This window comes from Megasphaera intestinihominis (assembly GCF_040096415.1).
Classification (GTDB): Bacteria; Bacillota; Negativicutes; order Veillonellales; family Megasphaeraceae; genus Megasphaera; species Megasphaera intestinihominis.
The window spans coordinates 40,278-61,027 of record NZ_JBBMEU010000003.1; the positions used below are offsets into that span (position 1 = coordinate 40,278).

The following is a 20,750-nucleotide window of genomic DNA, read 5'->3' on the forward strand; positions in this document are numbered from 1 at the left end:
GAGCACTGTGAAAGCAGTGCGGATATAATGACGATGAACGGGTAAAAGACGAATCCTGATCCTCTTCAGAGAGCCGGCGGTGCTGTGAATCCGGCGAGGTGCAATCGTCCGACTTCGCCCGGGAGTTTCTGTACTGACTGTTTTTCTAGGGAATTGAGGTACAGACGCAATCCCGCGTTATAGGATGTCTGTCAAAGACGTTGAGTATAATGACAGGGTGGTACCGCGAATCATCGCCCCTGTTGCTCCACTGGAGCAGCAGGGGTTTTTTATATCCTCTGAGTGTGCCTCGTACAGTATTCATTATTAAATTATTTCTTGGGTATTTTGGTATTCATGTAAAGAGGTATTGGCTATGGAAAAAGCAATGGGTAAGATCATGACCGCTGCAGCTGAAACGCGGGCTGTTGCCGGCACGATGACAAACTTCCGATGGAAAATCGCGTTTTTAATCTTCTTAATCAGTTTCGTCGCTTACATGGACCGCGTCAACCTTTCCGTCGCGACGCCGGTCATCATGCAGGAATTCGGCTTCACGAAAATCGACATGGGCTTCATTCAGACCTGTTTCTTCGCCAGCTACGCTTTGATGCAGGTCCCTGGCGGTATTTTGGCTGAAAAGTTCGGTATGCGCAAGACCGGGGCTTTGGCCATCCTCTGGTGGTCCGTCTTCACGGCCTTGACGGCTTTAGCTAAAGGCAAGATCAGCTTCGCCGCTGTCCGCCTGGCTTTCGGCATCGGCGAAGGCCCTGTCTTTCCGTCCTTAGGGGCCGCTACCTTTACATGGTTCAATAAACACGAAAAAGGCAAGGCCAGCTCGTCCATCCTGTTAGGGACCTTCTTCGGCCCCGTCGTCGGCCCGGTCGCAACGGTCGCTCTCATGGGGCTCTTCGGCTGGCACGCCGTCTTCATCATCTTCGGTCTCGTCGGCGTCGCCCTGGCCTGGGTATGGCACCGCTTCGCCTGCGACAATCCGGCAGACAGTCCCTATGTCAATGCTGAAGAAGCTGCATACATCAACGAAGGCCGTTCGGCTGACTCCCTGAAGAAAGCCGTCGCTCCCTGGCATAAGTTCCTCCGCTCGACTCAGTTCTGGGCTGTCGGCATCCAGTTCATGGTCGTCGACTACATCATGTACGTCTTCCTGGCATGGCTGCCCATGTACCTGACTGAAGTTCACAACATGTCCTTGAAATCCATGGGCTTCTGGGCTTCCTGCCCTTGGATCGCACTGATGGCTATGGTCTTCCTGGCCGGCTTCGTTTCCGACAAGATTGCCAATGGCAGCCACAGCGAAATGCAGTATAAGATGCGCACCGTCACGGCTATGGCCGGCGTCGCCGTTACATCCCTCGGCCTGTACATCGCATCCCATACGGCTGACCCGGCCATGAACATCTTCTGGATGTCCGTTTCCCTCGGTGCCTTGGGCTTTGCTATGAGCGCCAGCTGGTCTTCCGTCATCTCCCTGGGTGGTAAATACACCGGTTCCGTTTCCGGCTGGATCAACCTCTGGGGCAACATCGGCGGCGTCCTGGCTCCTATCGTCACGGCCTTCTTCGTCACCAACTACGGCTGGAACAACGCCTTCACGGCAACGTCCCTGTTCGGCATCATCGCCATCGTAGCCTGGATCTTCGTAAAACCGGGCAAACAACTCGTCCCGCAGGATAAGTAATTTAGTGGCTCGTAGGGGCCGTCCCAAAGGGCGGCCCGCCGTTCGCAGACCGCAGACCGCGTTCTTTGCCTCCCTTAACAGGGGAGGTAGCCTGAAAGGGCGGAGAGGTTTCTTTTACTAGCCCCTAACGGCTAGCTGCTAACCACTAAAAAGTGCTGTCGTTTACGCGACAGCACTTTTTTTGAAATTTTTTATTAGCACTCACTTGACAAGAGTGCTAATAGGGTCTATGATATAGCTGTAATCAGGAAGAGGTTACAGAGAGATAAGCAAAAAGGTCAAAAGAACAGAACTGAAAAGAAGGTTCACTCATAGCAACAATGAACGATGTGTTGAAAGAGGGTAATGATTATGATGAAAGGTTTATTTCCAGTTGTAACGAACAGTGATTTTGTATTCCCTGATACGATTTTTGACAACTTCTTCAACAGCTTTGAAAATCCGACAGAAGGCAACTACCGCGTCCCGCAGGTAGATATCGAAGATACCGATAAGGCCTACATCCTGACGACGGACCTGCCGGGCATTGCCAAAGAAGACATCAACGTCAGCTACAACGATGACATCCTGACTTTGACGGCTAAACACGAAGAAAAGAAAGATGAAAAAGACGATAAGAAGAAATATATCCGCAAAGAACGCAGCAGCCATACGTTCTGCCGTCAGTTCACGGTCCGCAACATCCAGAAAGATGGCATCCAGGCAGCCTTTAAAGACGGCGTCCTGACCGTAACCCTGCCGAAAGAAGACCCGAAGAAAGTGGCTGAAGCCCACCGCATTGAAGTCAAATAATTGTAGGGGCGCCCACGTGGGGCACCCGCCAAACTCCCTTGTATTCAATGTTTGATATATGGTGTTCAAACTTACGTAAAAAGAAGGCATGACTTATGAATAGCTTATTCCCAGTTGTTGATAATGAATTTTCCGTTCCCGATGTTTTTGATAACTTCTTCAATCGCTTCATGTGGCCGAGTGAATTCTCCAGCACGATGCCGAAAGTCGACATTGAAGACAAAGGCAGCGAATACGTTATGACCGCTGATCTGCCGGGCGTCCAGAAAGAAGACATCCATCTGAGCTACGACAACAACGTCCTGACTTTGGCTGCCAGCCACAACGAACAGAAGGATTCGCAAGACGAACAGCACAACTACATCTGCAAAGAACGTTCGAGTTCGTCCTTCTGCCGTCAGTTCCCTGTCACAGGTATTCAGAAAGAAGGTATCCAGGCTGCTTTCAAAGATGGCGTCCTGACCGTAACTCTCCCGAAAGATGCCCAACAGGCACAACCGACCAACACCATTGAAATCCAGTGAGGATGAAAAAAAGACCTACCGCATACACGGCAGGTCTTTTTTTAGTGGCTAGTGGCTAGCAGTTAGTGGCTAGCAGCTCGTAGAGGCAGTCCTCAAGGCTCCCATAATAGGGGAGCTGGCCGCCGAAGGCGGTCTGAGAGGTTGATTTAAAGCTATCTGCTAACCGCTGACTGCTGGCTGCTAAAAATAGGCATCGCTTAATGCGACGCCTATTTTTTTTATAATTGAGAAATTCTATTATCTGTTGTAATTACAACAGACATAATGATGAAAAAAACGTATACTTAACACATCGAAGGGAAAGAAAAAACGAGGTGAGTGGAATGAAAGAAACGAAAGGCCATATCTTTTCTATCAGCCGTGATAATGCCCCAGTGGCCGGCTGTACGATTTCTAAAGAACTGGTCAATGAAGCCCAGTATCAAGTCTTTTACTTTTCCCTGGCTGCCGGTACGGACATCAGTCCGGAAATCTACAGGCAGGCGAAACTCCTCTATGTCGCTGACGGTACGCTGACCGTTCACTGGCCGGGGGAAGAACATAATCTGGTGGCTGGTCAGGCCATCATCGCACCGCCGTCCGTACCCGTTGGCATGAAGAGCCGCGATGGGGCGGTCTATACGGAACTTACAGTAGAGGAGGAATTCCTTATGAACATCGATGCAGGCAAGATTTTCTCTTTGGCAGGCCTCGTGCCTTATCAGGATGGTAAGATCATCAACCGCGACATTATCCAGTCGCCTAAAGTCAAATTCGTTGTCATGAGCTTCGGCGCCGGCACAGGTCTTTCGGAACACGCTGCTCCCGGTGAAGCCTTGATTTTTGCCCTGGAAGGCAAAGCCGTCATCCGCTATGAAGGCGAAGATCATGAAATCAAGGCCGGCGAAAACTTTGCTTTTGCCAAGAACGGCCGCCATGCCATCACTGCCGATGGACCCTTTAAAATGGCATTGTTGCTTACGTTAGAATAATTTTATCATATAGAGATAACTGAAAAGGAGACGATCATCATGGGTAAAAAAATTACAGAAAAAGTGACTTGGGTAGGTAAAATCGACTGGGAATTGAACGAATTCCACGGCCATGAATATTCGACAGAAAAGGGCTCTTCGTACAACTCCTACTTGATCCGCGATAAAAAGACGGTCCTCATGGATACGGTCTGGAAACCCTTTGACGACGAATTCGTCGCTAACCTGAAGAAGGAAATCGACCTCAAAGACATCGACTATATCGTCATGAACCACAATGAAAACGACCACAGCGGCGCTTTGCCGGCACTGATGCGGGAAATCCCGGATACGCCGATTTACTGCACCAAGAAAGGGGAAGCCATCCTGCGCGGCCTCTATCACCAGGATTGGAACTTCGTCAACGTCAAGACCGGCGATACCCTGGACCTGGGCGACAGCCAGCTCGTCTTCATCGAAGCCGCTATGCTCCATTGGCCGGATACGATGTTCACTTATATGACCGGCGAAAACATCCTCTTCAGCAACGACGGTTTCGGTCAGCACTATGCCAGCGAAAGAATGTACAATGACTGCGTAGACCAGGCAGAACTCTATCAGGAAGCCATGAAATACTATGCCAATATCCTCAACCTCTACAGCCCCATGGTTACGCGGAAAATCGATGAAATCCTCAAGATGGGTGTCCCGGTCAACATGATTTGCCCGAGCCACGGTGTCATCTGGCGCAAAGATCCCCTGAAAATCGTCGCCAAATATCAGGATTGGGCCAAAGCTTACCAGGAAAACCAGATCACCATCATTTATGATACGATGTGGAATTCCACGCGCCGCATGGCTGAATGCATCGCCGAAGGCCTGCGCGAAACGGATCCGACGCTGACAGTGAAACTTTTTAACTCCGCTGTCGATGACAAGAACGACATCGTTACGGAAGTCTTCAAATCGAAAGCCATCCTCGTCGGCTCGCCGACCATCAACTATGGCTTCCTCTTCTCCATCGGCGGCATCATGGAAATGATCCGCGGCCTGAAATTCAAGAATAAGAAAGCCGCTGCTTTCGGCAGCTATGGCTGGAGCGGTGAAGCTGTCAAACAGATTACAGCTCTCCTCCAGGGTGCCGGCTTCGACGTCGTCAACGACGGCCTGCGCTGCCAGTGGAACCCGGACCAGGCAACCCAGGAAACATGCCGCCAATACGGTCGTGATTTCGCAGCAGCCGTCAACGCTTCCGAAGCCAAGGAAGATGAAGTCCAGACCGAACTCGGCGATTACAACAACGACGAACAGATTGGCAAGGCTGCTAAAGAACATTTCGAAGATTGGGAAAAAGATGCCCGTGAAGGCGTAAAACGCGGCTATGCCGGCTAAGTAGGGAATGTGGCTCGTGGTTAGTGGCTCGTGGCTAGTAGCTGGCTACTAGCTCTTGCCTCCCCTTATAGGGGAGGTGGCCTGAAAGGCCGGAGAGGTTGCTTTAAATTTAAAGTGATAATACTTGCGAACCGGATTTGTGTGAGCGGGCGCCCCACATGGGCGCCCCTACAAAAAAAGGCTGTCGCACATGCGACAGCCCTTTTTTTATTCTGGAGCGGATGAAGGGGATCGAACCCTCGTACCAAGCTTGGGAAGCTCGTATTCTACCACTGAATTACACCCGCATGAACTTTTACTTATTCATTTTACCAGTATTCATGCGGTTTGTAAAGGTTTTCGAAGAATTTTCTTGAAATACTGGTAAAATAAGGCCTCACGGCCTTTTATAATGGTTAACAATAGGCGGAAAAGCAGATAAAATCTAGCTTTTTCCGCCTTTTTTATTGATTTTCTGAGTAATTGTTTTACTGTACATTTTCGCTGATTTTTAGTGATTTTTCTTCAAAAGGGGTGCAGGAGGGGTGCAGTTTGACCCTGAATACAAGCTCTACATTTATGGAATACAAGCTTTAAAGGGCCTATAAACCGCATGGTTAAGCGATTTTATGGAAAATAAAAAGGGGCAATGATTTATGAATGAAATGGTAATAAAAATACAATTTATAGTATCGTAGCATATCAAAGAGGCTCTCTAAGTGAGCCTCTTTTTTAGGAGGTGTAATTGTTGGCTACTGTAATCAATCGAGGAAATGGTCATTGGGAGCTTCGGGTCTATATAGGTCAAGATAAGGACGGCAACAAAATCCGTAAAGATGGTCGGATATAGACTGGGATGCGAAAAAAATCTGTATTCAGAGGTCTGTGAAATATGTATCATCTCGTTGTACTGAAGTCTCTAATCCAAAGACGGACAAGTCCATCCGGACAGTTTACATCAGTGACTTCCTCAGCCAATTATTAGAACAACTTAAAAGAAAACAAATCAAATCCGCCCTGTGTGTCCTCAATTCGGTCCGCATGCTCTATAAAAAATAACTGACCATCTCCCGATGACAGTTCCATAACAGAAAGCCCCGTCGAAGAAATTTCCTTCGACGGGGCTTTGTTGTAGATGCTACTTGATTTCTATTTCGTAAACTGCAGGGGGACTGTCGATACGACGACGTCTAAGTAAGGCAGGATACGGAGTCTTAGCAGCCAGCCGCTCTGGTTGTGAAGCAGGCGGTGCCATAATTTTTTCGTTTCAAATTCCGGAATGAGGACGGTAATCATATCTTTCGGAGCCGTCTCTTTCCGCAGCTCTTGGATAAAGGTGATGAGCGGGTCCGTCAACTGCCGATAAGGCGATTGAAGCATGATGAGCTCGATGTCGGGTTCCAGTTGGCGCCACAAGGTTTTGATTTTTTTACCCCGTTCATCGTCGCTGTAGACGTGGACGGCATAGATTTTATCTTTCGAACCGCTGATGATCTTGGCGTAGCGAATGGCCTTGGCTACGGCTTGAGTCGGGGACGCGATGGGGATGATGATGATATTGCGGCCTAAGTCGGTGGTCATGACTTTCGTATACTCTTCCGGTGTCAGCAACAGCTGTTCTCGGACGTCATCATAGTGATGATGGACTTTAAGGAACATATAGACCAAGGTCGGGATGAGCAGGACGATGATCCAGGCTCCGTAGATGAATTTGGTGATGAGGACGATGACGACGACGCAGGCCGTGACCAGGGCACCGAAGCCGTTGATGACGGAAAAGAGGCGCCAGTTTCGTTCCCGGCATTGTCTCCAGTAGACGACCATGGCCGATTGGGCAATGGTGAAGGAGAGGAATACGCCGATGGCATAGAGGGAAATGAGGTGCTCAATATTACCCTGGAAGAGGACAATCAAGATGCCGGCCATGAGCGTTAGGACTTGGATGCCGTTAGAATAGCTCAGGCGTTCACCGCGGTTGGCAAAGTAGCGGGGGACGTAGCCGTCGACGGCCATGAAAGAAAGAAGCGGCGGCAGGCCGTTGTAGGCCGTATTGGCGGCGATGTAGAGGATGACCATCATCAAAATCTGGATGACGTAGTAAATCAAGGTCCGGCTGAAGATATCTTCGACAAGGAGGGACAATAGGGTGTAGCCTTGTGTCGGCAAGAGGTGAAGATAAATGATGAGGTAACCGAGGCCGCCGAGCATGATTGCCAGGATACAGGCCATGATAGCCGTCGTTTCGATGGCGTTTTTTTGCTGAGGCGCCTTGAACATGGTGACGCCGTTGGCAATGGCTTCGATGCCGGTCATGGAACTACAGCCGTTAGCAAAGGCCCGCAGGACGATGAGCATCAAGGCGGTCTGATTCAATGGGGCTACCGTTTCGACAGCGACGGTATGAGCCGTGAGGGTGCCGTTCCAGATTTGATAGAAGCCGCCGATTAAGGTGATCCCCATGGCAGCCAAGAAGAAGTACGTCGGCCAGACGAAGACGGTTGAGGCCTCCCTGGTACCGCGCAGGTTGACGATCATCATCAGGATGAGAACGCCGAGGTCAAGGTAGACGTGATAAGGGTGGAGGACCGGAAAGGCACTGACCAGCGCCGCCGTCCCTGAAGAAATGGAAACGGCAACGGTCAGGATGTAATCGGCCAGAAGCGCCGCCCCTGCCGTAAGGGCTGGGTAGACACCGAGGTATTTCATGGCGATGCCATAGGAACCGCCGCCGCCCGGATTGACCCGGACGACCTGGGTATAGGACAGGGCAACGATGAATAATAAGGCAATGATAGCTAAGACGATAGGTCCGAAATAACGGTATGTCGCTAAGGTCGGTACCGAAGCCAGGACGATGGCAATCTGTTCCGGCCCGTACCCGACGGATGACAGGGCATCCGATGAGAAAATAGGCAGGGCCTTCCATTTTGGCATCTGTTCGCCCTCGAGTTTGGTATTCTCCAAAGGCTTGCCGAGAAGGTGGCGATTAATCGTTTTGAATAGCATGATAGCCTCCCTTTTTTATTGTAAGAAACTGCATTTTGCTAAATACAGCTCAGTATAATCCCTTTTCATACTCCTGTCAATAAAGGTTTTTCATGTGTTATTCCTGTTGACCATAAGATTTCAGAAACAATAGCAAAAAGACATCCCTCGCTGCTGCAAGTCAAAGGATGCCTTTTTGTCTAAGGAGGAAATCGTGTTATTTAGAGGCGCCGAGGGCTGCGGCATGTTCGCTCTTGTAGGAGCCGAATCCGACGGCGAAGGAGCCTTTGTCATCGGGGGCGAAATCCAAGGGATGGAGTTATCATCACTATCCCATTATTCAGGAAGAACAGCTGAAGAAATTGCTGAAGGCAATAGATGATTTACCTGATAACTACATGATCATCTAGTTCCTGCAAGTCCTAGTTATCTGAATACATGGCTGACAAAAATGTGCAAAAAGATAGGAATACCCCATATTGGTGTTCACTCTTTGCGTCATATGGCCGCTACGTATGCTCTGAATGAAGGGGCATCTTTAAAATAAAACTGTTGTAATAACGAAAAATCTGCTACAATAAAGCTGTATTAGTCTGTGTTAGCAGATGTTCACAAAGGAGGTTCCTCATGAAAACATTAGATGAATTGTACCAGCAGATGCTTAAACGGGCTGCTGACGGTAAACCGGTCGGTGTCGATGGTGACCCGAAATTGATCGATTGTCTGGCTCATCCCGACGACCATCCCCTGATCTGGCGGGTCAAGCCCTGTCTCTGTCCGCCCGATGAACCACATCACTGCCAGGAAGCCTGTGACTGGGGCGCTATCACGTCCGGTCCCGATGGCATCTCCATCGACGACAGCCAGTGCGTCGGCTGCCAGGCCTGCGTCGATGCCTGCAAGCTCGATACCCTGAAGACGCGGAAAGACCTTATCCCTGTCGTCCAGGAACTGCACGACTACGACGGCCCTATCTACGCCTTGGTTGCTCCTGCCGTATCCGGTCAGTTCGGTCCCGATGTTACCATGGGGAAACTGCGGACAGCTTTCAAGCGCCTGGGTTTCACGGGTATGCTGGAAGTCGCCGTCTTTGCCGATATCCTGACATTGAAAGAAGCCCTGGAATTCGACAAGAACATCAACAATGAAGACCAGTTCCAGCTCACCAGCTGCTGCTGCCCCATGTGGATTGCCATGATCAAGAAGCTCTATCACCAGCTCCTGCCCAACGTCCCGGGCTCTGTCTCGCCTATGATTGCCGGCGGCCGTACAGTTAAGGCCCTGCATCCTAATGCCAAGACTGTCTTCATCGGGCCCTGCCTGGCTAAGAAAGCTGAACGGAAAGAACCGGACCTGGTAGGCGCTATTGATTACGTCCTGACCTATCAGGAACTGCGCGACTTCCTGACGGTTACGGACATCGACCTGGCATCCCTGCCGGAAGACAACGTGCCCCACGCTTCGGAAGCGGGCATCTGCTACGCCTATGCCGGCGGCGTCTCTGAAGCCGTCACGGAAACGGTCCATCAGCTGAACCCGGACCGCAAAGTCGACATCAAGACGCGCAAAGCCGATGGCGTCCCGGCCTGCAAGGCCATGATCAACGACATCCTGGCCGGCAACCGCGATGGCAACTTCTTTGAAGGCATGGGCTGTCTGGGCGGATGCGTCGGCGGTCCCCGGGCCATCATCAAGAAAGAAGAAGGCAAGGTCAACGTCCAGGCCTACGGCAAACAGGCGGCCTACAAGACACCCATGGAAAATCCCTACGTCATCGAATTATTGAAGAAACTCGGCTTCCCGACAGTCGAAGAATTCCTCGAACGGAGCCACCTGTACGACCGTATTTTTGACTGATGATGGGTATGGTCATCATGTAGTGACCTTTTTCGTCAGAGTTTCTAGGGGGGCGCCCCACGTGGCGCCCCTACAGAAAAAAGGGCTGTCGCATCTGCGACAGCCTTTTTTTACACGGCCTGCGAACTGCAGCCTTCAAGGGCCATTTACCAATGCCGGCTCTCTTTTAATGCTGCATATTGGGCCAGGAGGTCCGGCTTTTCCGGGCTCTGATAGGTATAGTCGGGCATGGCGGCTTTGGCTTTTTCGACAGCCGCTTTGAAGTCGTAGTAGACCTGCCATTTCGATTCGACCAGTTCGTGGCCGGTCTGGCGCAGGAGAAAGGCCGGGTGATACGTCGGCAGGATGTCATAGCCGCGCCACGTGAACCACTTGCCTCGGTTGCGCATGATGCTGGCGGCGCGGCCATAGAAATACTGGAAGGCGACTTTGCCTAGGCAGACGATGACTTTCGGCTGGACCAGTTCGATTTCTTTGACCAAATGGATGTCCGCGCAGTGGCGCCCTTCTTCCAGGGTCGGCGTGCGGTTGTTCTTGGGCCGGCACTTGACGATGTTGGTGACATAGACGTGGTCCCGCGTGAGTCCGACGCTCCACAAGGCCTTGTCGAGGAGCTGCCCCGACGGGCCGACGAGGGGAACGCCGTATTCATCTTCCACACCGCCAGGCCCTTCGCCGACGAACATCAGCGGCGACGCACAATCGCCGGAATAGCGCGTCGGTCCGCGATTGCCTTCGTCCCGTAAGTGACAGGCTGTACAGCTCATGAGTTCTGTCAGCCAATCTTTCATCTTTTCATTTTCTTCCATGATACCCCTTCTTTATGCGATAATTAATTTTACTATAACAAGGCGGCCGCCTCTTTTCAAGTCGTCCAGCGGTATTCTAAAAAATACTTTTTACATACTATAGTATGGTATATAATAAAGCTAAATTGACATGAAAATTAAAGAAAGGGGGAAGTGCAGTGAAAATCTCACTCATTCAATTTCCTATCGTCCCCGGCGACAGGCTGGCCAATTTCGACCAGGTCCGGCGCCGCGTCCAACAGGCGGCCAGGGCTGGTTCGGATATGGCCGTGCTGCCTGAATTGTGGGACCTGTCGTTCTACCCGCCTGATGTTTATGACCTGGCCGATGAAGAGGGCCGCCAGGCCCAGGCGTTTTTGCAGGACCTGGCTGCGTCCTGTCATATCCAGCTCATCGGCGGCTCCATTGTCCGCCGTCACGACGGGTGCCTGTACAATACGACGTATATCGTCGATGAAGAGGGGAATCGCGTCTCATCGTATGACAAATGCCATTTATTCACGCCTGGTGGGGAAGAGAAGGTCTTCGCGCCGGGAGATCACTTGAATACTTTCTTCCTGGGCGACATCCCTATGGCGTCGATTACCTGTTATGACCTGCGCTTTGGCGAATGGGTCCGCATGGCGGCCCTGGCCGGTGCCCAGATCCTCTTTGTCCCGGCCGCCTGGCCTCATCCCAGACTGGCTCATTGGCAGATACTCAATCGGGCCCGGGCTATTGAGAACCAGTTCTTCGTCGTCGCCGTCAACAGCTGCGGTACCTGCGGTGACTACCGCTTCTGTGGCCATTCTATGATTATCGACCCGTGGGGCGAAGTGCTGGCCCAAGGAGGAGACGGTGAGGAAATCGTTACCGGCGAAATCGACTTGTCCGTCATTAAAGACATCCGCAGCCGCATCAATGTCTTTCGCGACCGGCGGCCTGAGTTATATCATTTAGAAGGGAAGCGGTAACGTGGAAGGCGTATTGCACGGTTTACAAGGTATTTTTGAAGTCCTCTTCATCATTTCCATCGGCTTCATCTTGGCCAAGAAAGGCTGGTTCGGGCCGGACATGAGCGCTGTCTTTACCAAACTGGTCATGAAGATAAGCCTGCCCTTATACATGCTCTGCCAGCTGGAAAAGGACTTTACCCATGATTCGCTGCTCCGCATCGCGCCGGACCTGCTCCTGCCCTTTGCGTCAATCCTTTTGGCCTATGCCGTCGGCCGCATAGCGGCCAAAGTCCTGCACATCCGCCAGGACCGGCAGGGCGTCTTCATCACTTGTTTTTTCATTGCCAATACCATCTTCATCGGCCTGCCCGTCAACCTGGCCCTGTTCGGGACGCAGAGCGTGCCGTCGGTCATGCTCTATTACATGGCCAACACGACCATGTTCTGGACCCTCGGCGTCTACCATATCGTCAACGACAGTCTGGGCGGCAAGGGGAATATGCCCTTGTTTTCCCTGCAGACCCTGAAGAAAGTCTTTTCGCCGCCGCTCCTGGGCTTTTTGGCTGGCCTGGTCCTGATTATGGCCAATATCAAGCTGCCTGATTTCCTGCTGACGTCGTTCCAATACGTTGGCAATATGGCGACGCCGCTGTCGCTCATGGTCATCGGCATTGAAATGACGGGTATTTCTCTGGCGTCGGTCCGCTGGGACCGGGACATCATCGGCGCCCTCGTCGGCCGCTTCCTGGTCTGTCCGGCCTGCGTCCTGGTGCTCCTGCCCTTCATCCCGGTCACGCCCATGTCGGCCCAGGTCTTTACTATGCAGGCCAGTATGCCGGCCATGACCCAGATGACAGTCGTCGCCAAGTCCGTCGGCGCCGATGTCCGTTATTCGACGGAAGTCAGCTTTATCACCGTCGTCATGGGCATCGTCATCATTCCCTTATATATGTTTATCATTGGATAGAAGGAGTTTTTTTAGAAAATGAATACCCTCGAAGATTTGAAGAAAGCTTTGAAAGCCCATGAAGCCCAGGCTTTTCAGCTCAACTATACCATTGCTGACGACCCGGAGCTGTCCGGTGAAGAATATCATGCCTGCCGGCACTACGTCGATTTGTGCCGTTCTTTGGGCATGGAAGTGGAAGAACAGTTCACCGGTCAGCCGACGGCTTTCCGAGCCATCGCTCATCGGGCCGATAAACCCGTCTTCAAGATGGCCCTTTTGGCGGAATATGATGCCCTGCCCGGCGTCGGCCACGGCTGCGGCCATTCGGCCAATGGTGCCATGAGCTTCCTGGCCGCTGCGGCCTTAAAGGATTTGAAGGATCTGCCTGTCGACGTCGACCTCATCGGCACACCGGACGAAGAACTGCGCGGCGGCAAGGTCATCATGTGCGACCAGGGCGTCTTCAAGGACTATGATTTCGCCGTCATGGTCCACGTGTCGCCGACCCGGACCAATGCCAATTCCCATTTCCTGGCCCTCGACGACTACCGCATTGCCTTCCACGGCCAGACGGCTCACGCCGCCGGTGAACCCTGGAACGGCCGCAATGCCCTGAATGGGGCCATGCTGGCCCTGCACGCCGTCGATATGCTGCGCCAGCACGTCCGGCCGGAAACGCGAATCGGCTCGTATATCGTAAACGGTGGGGCCGCCTCCAACGTCGTCCCCGATTACGCCGAAGTCGAATGTTGTATCCGCCACAGCGAACGGGAATATCTCGATACCGTCGTGGCCAAGGTCATGAACTGCTTCAAAGGGGCGGCCATTGCTACGGAAACGACATATGACGTCACCCAAATGGGCTGCAAATTCGATAACATGGTCTGGAATGAAGCGGCGACGAAAGCGTCGGAACAGGTCCTCCAGGCCATGGGGATCCCTTACGAAGAACCAAAGGATTGCGGCAGCTCCGACGTCGGCAACGTCAGCCATCAGTGCCCGGCCGTCCACGTCCACCTGGCCTTGGGCGACGTCCCCATGCCGGAACACTCGACGGACATCGCCAATGCCGTCAAGGCCAGGACCATCGAACCGACCATCGTCAAAGGCGCCGAAATCATGGCACGCCTGGCCCTGCTCTTCGCCCAGGACACGGCCCTGCGCCAGCAGATGAAAGATGAGTTCACGGCGAAGAGCCTCTCCTGATAGAGGTAGTTTGTAGGGGCTCGCACATGCCTTTTCAGCCTGTCAGGTCATGACTGCAAGGAATGGCAAGACGGCTGCTGAAACGGACCGCTGTAGAGGGCGAGCCCGTTAGGTATATGTGAAATACTTGGAAAACGGATTTGCGTGAACGGGTCGCCCACGTGGCGACCCCTACAGAAAAAAGGAGCTGTCGCGATGCGACAGCTCCTTTTTTCACGCTCTATATATTCAGTTTCAGGTATACCTTAGAAGACACCTTGTGCCAGCATAGCGTCGGCGACGCGTTCGAACCCGGCGATATTGGCACCGGCTACGAGGTTGTGGCCCAGGCCGTTGCGGGCAGCTGCGTCTTTGCAGTTCTGGTAAATGGTGTTCATGATTTCGTGGAGACGGTCATCGACTTCCTTGGCAGTCCATACCAGGCGTTCGCTGTTCTGGCTCATTTCCAGGGCCGATGTAGCGACACCGCCGGCGTTGACGGCTTTCGACGGAGCGACGATGATGTCTTTCTGATCGAGTAAGAATTTCAGGGCATCGTTGGTCGTCGGCATATTGGCGACTTCGATGTAGTAGCGGATCTTGTTGGCAGCAATCTGTTTAGCCTGTTCCATATGGACGTCGTTCTGCATAGCCGACGGCATGACGATATCGACTTTGCGGCCCCACGGTTTTTCGCCCGGGAAGAATTCGACGCCGAATTTATCGGCATAGTCCTGGACGCGGTTGCGGCCGCTGTTGCGCATTTCGACGATGTAGTCGATCTTTTCCTGCGTAGCGACGCCGTCCGGGTCATAGATGTAGCCGTCCGGACCGGAGAGGGTAACGACTTTGGCACCCAGTTCCGTAGCTTTCTTGCAGATGCCCCAGGTTACGTTGCCGAAGCCGGCAGCGGCGATAGTCTTGCCTTTGATGTCCTGGCCGTCGTCTTTGAGAACGTTTTCCAGGAAGTATACGGCGCCGTAGCCCGTAGCTTCCGGACGGATGCGGGAACCGCCGAAGCTGAAGCCTTTGCCCGTGAGGACACCGTTTTCGAAGCAGCCTTTCAGGCGGCGGTATTCGCCGAAGAGGTAGCCGATTTCACGGCCGCCGACACCCATGTCCCCAGCCGGTACGTCGACATCGGGACCGATGTAGCGATAGAGAGCCTGCATGTAGCTCTGGCAGAAACGCATGATTTCAGCGTCGGACTTGCTCGTCGGGTCGAAGTCAGCCCCGCCTTTGGCGCCGCCGATAGGCAGGCCGGTCAGTGCGTTCTTGAAAATCTGTTCAAAGCCCAGGAATTTGATGATGCCTGAGTATACGTTCTTCTGGAAACGAAGGCCGCCTTTGTAGGGCCCGATAGCGCCGTTGAACTGGAAGCGGTAGCCCGTGTTGGTGTGGTATTTGCCTGCATCATCCTGCCAGACGACGCGGAATGTGAATTGCCGTTCCGGTTCGACGAGACGGTTGAGGAGGTCGAACTTTTCATATTCCGGGTGGCGTTCGACGACAGGGTCCAGGGAGCTGAAGACTTCTTCGACGGTCTGGACGAATTCCGGTTCGTTTGCGTGTTTCGTGCGTACATTTTCAATGACAGATTCCAAATACTTATTCATATGTAATCACCTCATTTAAAATTAATTATACCTAAAACTGATTTCTACAATTACATAATAGCATGTTTTTCCGTCCTTGCAAATACCACAATGAGGAAAAGATTTTTCCATGATGGCACTGCATTGCCACTATGTGAAAGAGGACGTCAAAATTCAAGGATTTTTAAGGTATAAGATAAACGTTATAGTAAGTTAAAGGGAGGTATTCGTTAAAAATAATTGCAATATAAATCAAAATCATGGTATAAATAGAACTATACTTATTGAGGAAGAAGGGGGAAGACGGCCCTTTGTCTTTTGCTGGAGGAATAATTGTATACACCGGTTAAACAAAATGGAGAGGAAGGTGACGAAAATCAGAAAAAGAACCTAGTCACCCTGACAATGATGATATACAATAGAAAGTAAATAAGCCATACAACATATACTATATAAGAAAGAGAGGTACGCAACATGGAAACGTACGATACCTATTCCCCGGAATATTTGCGCTATTTGGAGCTCCTGTCCAAGGAGTATCCCACGCAGGCGGCGACGTTCACGGAAATCATCAATCTGCAGGCCATCGTCAACCTGCCGAAAGGGACAGAACACTTCATGAGTGACCTGCACGGTGAATACGAAGCCTTCTATCACATCCTCAACAACTGCTCCGGCGTCATCCGCGAAAAAGTGGAAATGATTTTTTCTGACAAGATGAGCAAGGCCGAACAGGACGACTTGCTGACTCTTATTTATTATCCTAAGGAAAAGCTGAACATGCTCTACCGCGAAGGCAAGGTCAACGATGACTGGGCCCGGACGACGCTGGAACGGATGATCGACCTGGCCAAGCTCTTGTCGTCGAAATATACGCGGTCGAAAGTCCGTAAAGCCATGCCGGAAGTCTTCCGCTTCGTTATCGATGAACTCTTGCACGCCCAGCCCGATGAAGACCAGAACCAGCTGGTCTATCACATGAAGATTCTCGACACCATCTTGGAAACGGGAAGTACGCGCCAATTCATTTACGCTTTGGCCAATCTCATCAAACGGCTGGCCGTCGACCACCTGCACATCATCGGCGATATCTACGACCGCGGCGCTCATGCCGACAAGATCATGGACACGCTCATGCATCATCATTCTCTGGACATCCAGTGGGGCAACCACGACGTCCTCTGGATGGGTGCTGCTGCCGGCAACGCGGCCTGCATCGCCAATGTCCTGCGCAATAACATCCGTTACCATAATATGGAAATATTAGAAAGCGGCTATGGCATCAGCCTTCGGCCCTTTGCCCTCTTTGCCTTGCAGACGTATAAAGAGGACGACGGCATTGAGCCCATGGTCAAGGCCATCAACGTCATCGTGGCCAAGCTGGAAGGTCAGACCATTTACCGCCATCCCGACTACAATATGGACGACCGCCTGCTGTTCCACAAGATTGATTGGGAAAAAGGCGTCATCACTCTCGATGGCAAGACGTATGAATTGAAGACCAAGGACTTCCCGACGGTCAATCCCCAGGACCCGTACACGCTGTCGCCGGAAGAACACCAGCTCATGAACGACATCCAGGCCGAATTTACCGAAAGCGAACGCCTGCAGCGCCACATCCGCTTCCTCTACAGCCACGGCTCGTTATACCGCTGCATGAATAACAACCTCCTGTTCCACGGCGGCCTGCCCCTCAACCAAGACGGCAGCTTTAAGGAAATCTACCTCGACGGTAAGCCGTATAAGGGCAAAGCCTTCATGGATAAGGCGGAACACCTCATCCGCCGGGCTTATGACCAGCGCGATACTGACAGCCTGGACTATATGTGGTACCTCTGGTGCGGTGCCGATTCCCCTGTATCCGGCCGCATCGTCAAGACTTTTGAACGGAGTTACATCATAGACGAATCGACGTGGAAAGAACCGCAGAATGCCTACTACCGCCTGAATCGCGATAAAGACGAATGCATCAAGATCCTCCACGAATTCGGCATCGACTCGCCTCAGGGACACATCATCAACGGCCATACGCCGGTCAAGGTCAAGAAAGGCGAAAGCCCTATCAGGGCGGAAGGCAAGGAAATCTGCATCGACGGCGGTTTCTGCAAGGCCTACCAGGGGTCGACGGGCATTGCCGGCTACACGCTCATCTTCAACTCCCACGGCATACGCATCAAATCTCACTACCCCTTTGAAGATGTCTACCAGGCGTTGATGAACAACGTCGACATCGATTCCGAATCGACACAGGTCGAACTGGAACCGAAGCGCGTCATGATCGGCGACACGGATAACGGCAAGAAACTCCTCCAGATGATCCACGACCTGAAGGCCCTGCTGGAAGCCTACCGCCAGGGCGTCATCCTCGAACGCCGTCCGAACCCGTAGGGGCCGTCCCAAAGGGCGGCCCGCCTAGTTAAGGAGGAAATATGAAACGAGAATCGTTAAGCGGACTGTTACTCATTGCCTGTGCGATACTTGCCATGGCCATCTCTAATTCTCCCTTCGGTCCCGCTTATGAACGCTGGCTCCAGGCCCCGCTGCCGGCAGGGACGCACATGTCCCTGCTGCACTGGGTCAATGACGCCGTCATGGCGCTGTTCTTCTTTGTCGTCGGCGCCGAAGTGAAGCGGGAATTCCTCTATGGAGAACTGAAGTCCCGGTCGGCAGCGATGCTGCCCATGGCTGCGGCCTTAGGCGGCATGCTCGTGCCGGCTGCGATTTATGGCCTGTGCAATGCCGGCCTGCCGACGGCTGGTGGCTGGGGCATCCCCATGGCGACGGACATCGCCTTTTCCCTGGGCGTCCTGTCCCTGGCGGCTCCGAAAGCGCCGCGCAGCCTCGTCGTCTTTTTGACGGCCCTGGCCATCGTCGATGATCTCGGCGGTATCGTCGTCATCGCTGTCTTTTATGCCGGTTCCCTCAACCTTCCGGTCCTGGCCGGCGGCCTCATCGTCTGGCTGCTGATGCTGGCTGGGTGCCGCAGGAATTGGCAATCAGCCTGGTTTTACGCTGTGGGAGGTATCCTCATCTGGCTGGCCTTCTTCTACGGCGGTATCCATCCGACCATGGCCGGCGTCCTCACGGGCTTCGCCATGCCGGCCGTGCCCGGCAAGGATGGAAGGGAAGGCTTGCTGCTGCGGGCAGAACACGCCCTGACGCCTGTCTCGGCTTTCGTCATCATGCCCGTCTTCGCCCTGGCCAACGCCGGCATCCGCCTCGACCTGAGCGGCCTGACCGGCCTGGCGTCGGCACCGGGACTGGGCGTCCTGGCTGGCCTGGTCCTGGGCAAGCCCATCGGCATCGGCCTGGCCGTCTGGCTGTTGACGGCCTTGAAAAAAGCGTCCCTGCCAGAAGGGCTGACGATGAAACACTTCTGGGCCGTCGGCCTCCTGGCCGGTATCGGCTTCACCATGTCCCTGTTCATCGCCGGCCTGGCCTTTCCCGGCAGTCCGGTCCTGATGACGGCCAAGACCGCCATCACCGCCGCGTCCCTCACGGCGGCCATCCTCGGCGGCTTCCTGGTCAACCGCGTAAGCCGATAGCCTTCCTGTAATTATCGGTAGGGGGCTCACACGTGGCGAGCCCGCCGCGAATAGTCAGCCATATACCAAGCGGGCCAATGTGGCGTGGTTTTGCGGCCTGCGGCCTGCGGTCTGCGAACAGCGGGCGCCTTTGGCGCCCATCATTGACGTAATACGTTCATGTCGTTATAATGAAGAGTAACTTATCATTTTTTATACAAAAGGAGCGAATTCGATGAATATTATTGATGAATTGTCTTGGCGCGGTGCCGTCAATCAGATGACAGATGAAGAAGGGTTGCGTAAGCTCACGGAAGAAAAGAGCATTTCCCTCTATTGCGGTGTCGACCCGACGGGTGACAGCATGCATATCGGCCACTTGATTCCGTTCATGATGCTTAAACGCTTTGCCAATGCCGGCCATCATCCGTATGTCGTCATTGGCGGCGGTACCGGTGCAATCGGTGACCCGAGCGGCCGCAAGACGGAACGCCAGCTCCAGACTCTCGATAAAATCAAGGCCAATGCCGAAAAATTGAAGGCTCAGTTCATGCATCTTTTCGGCGATTCGGAAAACATCACCTTCGTCAATAACTATGACTGGCTCAGCCAGATCAGCCTCCTCGATTTCCTCCGCGATTATGGCAAACTGTTCAGCGTCAACATCATGCTCAGCAAGGAAGTCGTTGCCAGCCGTCTGGAAGCAGGCATTTCCTTTACGGAATTTTCCTACCAGATTCTCCAGTCCATCGACTTTGAACACCTCTTTTCCCATAACGACGTCCAGCTGCAGATCGGCGGCGCCGACCAGTGGGGCAACATCACGGCCGGTATCGACACGATCCGCAAGATGCACGGCAGCGATGCCAAAGCCTATGGCCTGACCATTCCCCTCATGCTGAAATCTGACGGCACCAAGTTCGGCAAGACCGCCGGCGGCGCTGTCTGGCTCGACCCGGAAAAGACATCACCCTTTGAATTCTATCAGTTCTGGCTCAACCAGGATGATGCGGACGTCGTCAAATACTTGAAATACTTCACCTTTCTCAGCAAGGAAGAAATCGACGCCCTGGCCGAATCGGTCGAAAAAGAACCGGAAAAACGACTGGCCCAGCGCCGCCTGGCTGAAGAAGTCACGACTTTCGTCCACAGCCCGGAAGCCCTGAAGGAAGCCCAGAACATCACGGAAGCCCTGTACCACGGCAGCATCGCCGACCTGTCGGAAAGCGAATTGGAACAGGCCTTCGGCAAGATGCCGACTGTCGACGTTTCCAACGAAGATAAAGACGTCGTCAACTGGCTCGTCGATTCCCAGATTTACAAATCGAAACGCCAGGCCCGCGAAGACATCACCCACGGTGCGGTCACCATCAACGGCGTCAAAGTCACGTCCCTCGACGAAATCGTCAAACCTCACAAGAATTCCAACGGCAAGTTCGTCATCGTTCGCAAAGGGAAGAAGAAATATACTTTGGCCCGGGTTCATCAGTAAGGGTAGATTTTAGAAAATTGTTAAAATAGAATATTGACAGAAGTGCTTTGCTATGCTATAATAACTCATTGCAAAATGTTCAATTGATATTATGAGATACATGG

General features: G+C 52.7%; 16 protein-coding genes and 1 tRNA gene. 13 read left to right on the forward strand and 4 right to left on the reverse strand.

From position 1 onward, the window contains the following. Positions 1-355 precede the first annotated feature (355 nt). The 5 genes from WMO23_RS01140 (at position 356) to WMO23_RS01160 (ending at position 5,336) form a co-directional block, all read left to right on the forward strand. Positions 356-1,678, forward strand: coding sequence for an MFS transporter (locus WMO23_RS01140; RefSeq protein ID WP_020311851.1), 1,323 nt, complete (start codon positions 356-358; stop codon positions 1,676-1,678). 351 nt (positions 1,679-2,029) lie between these two features. Next, on the forward strand, positions 2,030-2,470 hold the full coding sequence (locus WMO23_RS01145) for an Hsp20/alpha crystallin family protein (protein WP_020311850.1): 441 nt from the start codon (positions 2,030-2,032) through the stop codon (positions 2,468-2,470). Positions 2,471-2,565: 95 nt separating this feature from the next. Next, positions 2,566-2,994 carry an Hsp20/alpha crystallin family protein gene (locus WMO23_RS01150; protein ID WP_020311849.1) on the forward strand — a complete coding sequence of 143 codons (429 nt, stop codon included), beginning with the start codon at positions 2,566-2,568 and terminating at the stop codon, positions 2,992-2,994. Between the two features lie 323 nt (positions 2,995-3,317). Then, positions 3,318-3,965, forward strand: coding sequence for a cupin domain-containing protein (locus tag WMO23_RS01155; RefSeq protein WP_074502902.1), 648 nt, complete (start codon positions 3,318-3,320; stop codon positions 3,963-3,965). Positions 3,966-4,004: 39 nt separating this feature from the next. Beyond that, complete coding sequence (locus tag WMO23_RS01160) at positions 4,005-5,336, forward strand: anaerobic nitric oxide reductase flavorubredoxin (RefSeq protein WP_020311847.1); 1,332 nt, start codon at positions 4,005-4,007, stop codon at positions 5,334-5,336. A 213-nt stretch (positions 5,337-5,549) separates the two neighbouring features. Here WMO23_RS01160 and WMO23_RS01165 read toward each other — a convergent pair. After that, a tRNA-Gly gene (locus tag WMO23_RS01165) sits at positions 5,550-5,623 on the reverse strand. An 841-nt stretch (positions 5,624-6,464) separates the two neighbouring features. Continuing rightward, positions 6,465-8,249 carry an APC family permease gene (locus WMO23_RS01170; RefSeq protein WP_292106799.1) on the reverse strand — a complete coding sequence of 595 codons (1,785 nt, stop codon included), beginning with the start codon at positions 8,247-8,249 and terminating at the stop codon, positions 6,465-6,467. Positions 8,250-8,496: 247 nt separating this feature from the next. Here WMO23_RS01170 and WMO23_RS11540 point away from each other — a divergent pair, with 247 nt between their 5' ends. Then, positions 8,497-8,682, forward strand: coding sequence for a hypothetical protein (locus WMO23_RS11540; RefSeq protein WP_020311846.1), 186 nt, complete (start codon positions 8,497-8,499; stop codon positions 8,680-8,682). Between the two features lie 245 nt (positions 8,683-8,927). Next, positions 8,928-10,157, forward strand: coding sequence for a [Fe-Fe] hydrogenase large subunit C-terminal domain-containing protein (locus WMO23_RS01180; RefSeq protein ID WP_020311845.1), 1,230 nt, complete (start codon positions 8,928-8,930; stop codon positions 10,155-10,157). A gap of 146 nt (positions 10,158-10,303) precedes the next feature. Here WMO23_RS01180 and WMO23_RS01185 read toward each other — a convergent pair whose 3' ends face one another. Next, the gene (locus tag WMO23_RS01185; RefSeq protein WP_349173057.1) at positions 10,304-10,966 is read right to left on the reverse strand and encodes a uracil-DNA glycosylase; all 663 of its coding nucleotides are present in this window, start codon (positions 10,964-10,966) and stop codon (positions 10,304-10,306) included. A gap of 158 nt (positions 10,967-11,124) precedes the next feature. Here WMO23_RS01185 and WMO23_RS01190 point away from each other — a divergent pair, with 158 nt between their 5' ends. Genes WMO23_RS01190 through WMO23_RS01200 form a run of 3 tightly spaced genes read left to right on the forward strand, consistent with a single transcriptional unit; the run spans position 11,125 to position 14,056 of the window. Beyond that, the gene (locus WMO23_RS01190; RefSeq protein WP_020310067.1) at positions 11,125-11,919 is read left to right on the forward strand and encodes a carbon-nitrogen family hydrolase; all 795 of its coding nucleotides are present in this window, start codon (positions 11,125-11,127) and stop codon (positions 11,917-11,919) included. Between the two features lies 1 nt (position 11,920). Beyond that, positions 11,921-12,868 (forward strand): AEC family transporter, encoded by a 948-nt coding sequence (locus WMO23_RS01195; protein ID WP_020310066.1) that lies wholly within the window; start codon positions 11,921-11,923, stop codon positions 12,866-12,868. An 18-nt stretch (positions 12,869-12,886) separates the two neighbouring features. After that, positions 12,887-14,056: a M20 family metallopeptidase gene (locus WMO23_RS01200; protein ID WP_020310065.1), complete on the forward strand. Its 1,170-nt coding sequence runs from the start codon at positions 12,887-12,889 to the stop codon at positions 14,054-14,056. Between the two features lie 245 nt (positions 14,057-14,301). On the opposite strand, the gene gdhA is transcribed toward WMO23_RS01200, so the two are convergent. Next, positions 14,302-15,651: an NADP-specific glutamate dehydrogenase gene (gdhA, locus tag WMO23_RS01205; RefSeq protein ID WP_020310064.1), complete on the reverse strand. Its 1,350-nt coding sequence runs from the start codon at positions 15,649-15,651 to the stop codon at positions 14,302-14,304. A 453-nt stretch (positions 15,652-16,104) separates the two neighbouring features. Between gdhA and WMO23_RS01210 the strand changes: the two genes are divergently transcribed. The 3 genes from WMO23_RS01210 (at position 16,105) to tyrS (ending at position 20,646) form a co-directional block, all read left to right on the forward strand. Beyond that, a complete protein-coding gene (locus WMO23_RS01210; RefSeq protein WP_020310063.1) occupies positions 16,105-18,018 on the forward strand; it encodes a fructose-bisphosphatase class III in 1,914 nt (637 codons plus the stop codon). 41 nt (positions 18,019-18,059) lie between these two features. Continuing rightward, entirely contained in the window at positions 18,060-19,175 is a 1,116-nt protein-coding gene (gene nhaA / locus WMO23_RS01215) for a Na+/H+ antiporter NhaA (protein WP_301877191.1), read from the forward strand. 214 nt (positions 19,176-19,389) lie between these two features. After that, positions 19,390-20,646 (forward strand): tyrosine--tRNA ligase, encoded by a 1,257-nt coding sequence (tyrS, locus tag WMO23_RS01220; protein WP_292281787.1) that lies wholly within the window; start codon positions 19,390-19,392, stop codon positions 20,644-20,646. Positions 20,647-20,750 lie beyond the last annotated feature (104 nt).

Excerpts from the sequence above, each read along its gene's own strand:
- WMO23_RS01140 (WP_020311851.1), top strand. The coding sequence starts at position 356 with ATGGAAAAAGCAATGGGTAAGATCATGACCGCTGCAGCTGAAACGCGG.
- WMO23_RS01145 (WP_020311850.1), top strand. The coding sequence starts at position 2,030 with ATGATGAAAGGTTTATTTCCAGTTGTAACGAACAGTGATTTTGTATTC.
- WMO23_RS01150 (WP_020311849.1), top strand. The coding sequence starts at position 2,566 with ATGAATAGCTTATTCCCAGTTGTTGATAATGAATTTTCCGTTCCCGAT.
- WMO23_RS01155 (WP_074502902.1), top strand. The coding sequence starts at position 3,318 with ATGAAAGAAACGAAAGGCCATATCTTTTCTATCAGCCGTGATAATGCC.
- WMO23_RS01160 (WP_020311847.1), top strand. The coding sequence starts at position 4,005 with ATGGGTAAAAAAATTACAGAAAAAGTGACTTGGGTAGGTAAAATCGAC.
- WMO23_RS01170 (WP_292106799.1), bottom strand. The coding sequence starts at position 8,249 with ATGCCAAAATGGAAGGCCCTGCCTATTTTCTCATCGGATGCCCTGTCA.
- WMO23_RS01180 (WP_020311845.1), top strand. The coding sequence starts at position 8,928 with ATGAAAACATTAGATGAATTGTACCAGCAGATGCTTAAACGGGCTGCT.
- WMO23_RS01185 (WP_349173057.1), bottom strand. The coding sequence starts at position 10,966 with ATGGAAGAAAATGAAAAGATGAAAGATTGGCTGACAGAACTCATGAGC.
- WMO23_RS01200 (WP_020310065.1), top strand. The coding sequence starts at position 12,887 with ATGAATACCCTCGAAGATTTGAAGAAAGCTTTGAAAGCCCATGAAGCC.
- gdhA (WP_020310064.1), bottom strand. The coding sequence starts at position 15,651 with ATGAATAAGTATTTGGAATCTGTCATTGAAAATGTACGCACGAAACAC.
- WMO23_RS01210 (WP_020310063.1), top strand. The coding sequence starts at position 16,105 with ATGGAAACGTACGATACCTATTCCCCGGAATATTTGCGCTATTTGGAG.
- nhaA (WP_301877191.1), top strand. The coding sequence starts at position 18,060 with ATGAAACGAGAATCGTTAAGCGGACTGTTACTCATTGCCTGTGCGATA.
- tyrS (WP_292281787.1), top strand. The coding sequence starts at position 19,390 with ATGAATATTATTGATGAATTGTCTTGGCGCGGTGCCGTCAATCAGATG.